This window comes from Methylobacterium tarhaniae (assembly GCF_001043955.1).
Classification (GTDB): domain Bacteria; phylum Pseudomonadota; class Alphaproteobacteria; order Rhizobiales; family Beijerinckiaceae; genus Methylobacterium; species Methylobacterium tarhaniae.
In genome coordinates this window covers 1-1,333 of sequence record NZ_LABZ01000141.1, presented here as the reverse complement: position 1 = coordinate 1,333, position 1,333 = coordinate 1, and the positions used below count along the sequence as shown (strand labels likewise).

Below are 1,333 nucleotides of genomic sequence, written 5' to 3'. Positions count from 1 at the left end.
CGCCTGCGACCCGGGAGCTGGAAAGGGCCGTGATCGCGGCCCCTCCGCCGGTCGCGCCCGGGCTCGTCGTCGTGTGGGACGTCGCGCACGTGAAGCGCGGGATGAAGGGCGACGACCCGGTCAAGGACGCCGAGCCGATCCTCTCGAAGTACCTCCCCCTCGTCACGCCCCCGGCGGACCTCGCGGCGGCGCGGGCCGAGCTCCTGGCGGAGTGCCCTCACGGGGCGGCGATCGTCGACCGGCTTCTGCGCCCGCTCGCGGCCCAGGAGACCATCCGCAACCCGCCCGTGCTGATCGTCGGCGAGCCCGGCGGCGGCAAGACGCGGCTAGCCCGGCGCTACGGGGAGGTCCTCGGGTTGCAGCCAGCCGTCTACTCGATGGGCGGCGCGATGGACGCGATGGCGATCGCCGGCGTGTCGAGGGGCTGGTCGACGGGAGGGTTCTCGGCGCCGATGCGCGAGATCCTGCGGACAAGGATCGCCAATCCGCTCTTGGTCATCGACGAGGTCGACAAGATTGGGACAAGCCGACACAACGGGAACGCCGCCGATGCCTTGATCAATCAGCTCGGGATCGAGACCGCCGCCAGGTACCGGGACGTCTATCTCCAGGCCGACTGCGATCTCAGCCGGGTGCAGTGGATCCTCACCGCGAACACGCTCGCGGGGATACCGCGGCCGCTGCTCGATCGGTGCACGATCCTGCGCCTGGACGAGCCGGGGCCGGAACACCTGCGGGCGCTCGCGGGCTCCATCCTGGCCGACGTCCGAGCCGACCGCGGCCTGGACGAGGTCTGGTGCCCGCCCCTCGACGGCGTGGAGTGGGATGCGCTTGAGGCCCACTGGCCGGGGGGGTCCCTCCGAGCGCTGAGGCGGCTGATCGAAGCGGTGCTCGACGCCCGCGATGCCGGCCCGCGGCAGTGACGGGGAGCGCCGTGCACGAGCTCTCTCACCTGCGGATCCTGCGCGACGCGGTCTCGGACGGCGTCTTGTTTGGGTGCGTCGACGCTAGCCTGGGCGGTGGAGTCTACGCCTACGTCTCGGTCCTTGTCCGCCTCGTCGAGGACGGCGACCGCGCCCCCTCTCTCGCCCTCTCGGAAGCCCGCTCGGCGGTGGGATTCCTCACCGCCGAGCGGGCTTCCGAGAGGGCGAGGGGGGGGGGGCGGTCGCCGTCCTCGCCGGCGCCGTCCACGACCGAGACGGTGGCGGCGAGTCCACCGCCCACGCTAGCGCCGGCCCGCCCAAACAATGCGCCCGCCGAGAACGCGACTCGCGCGGCCCCCCGGCGAGAGAGCCTCTCTCAGCTGCTCCCCGTCACTGCCGCGGGCCGCTCA

1 protein-coding gene is annotated in these 1,333 nt (G+C 72.8%); it reads left to right on the top strand.

The genetic code is table 11. The annotated features are described in order from the left end of the window. A partial coding sequence (locus VQ03_RS19855; RefSeq protein ID WP_048452632.1) for an AAA family ATPase occupies window positions 1-923 on the top strand: 923 nt, incomplete at its 5' end. Between the last annotated feature and the right edge of the window lie 410 nt (window positions 924-1,333).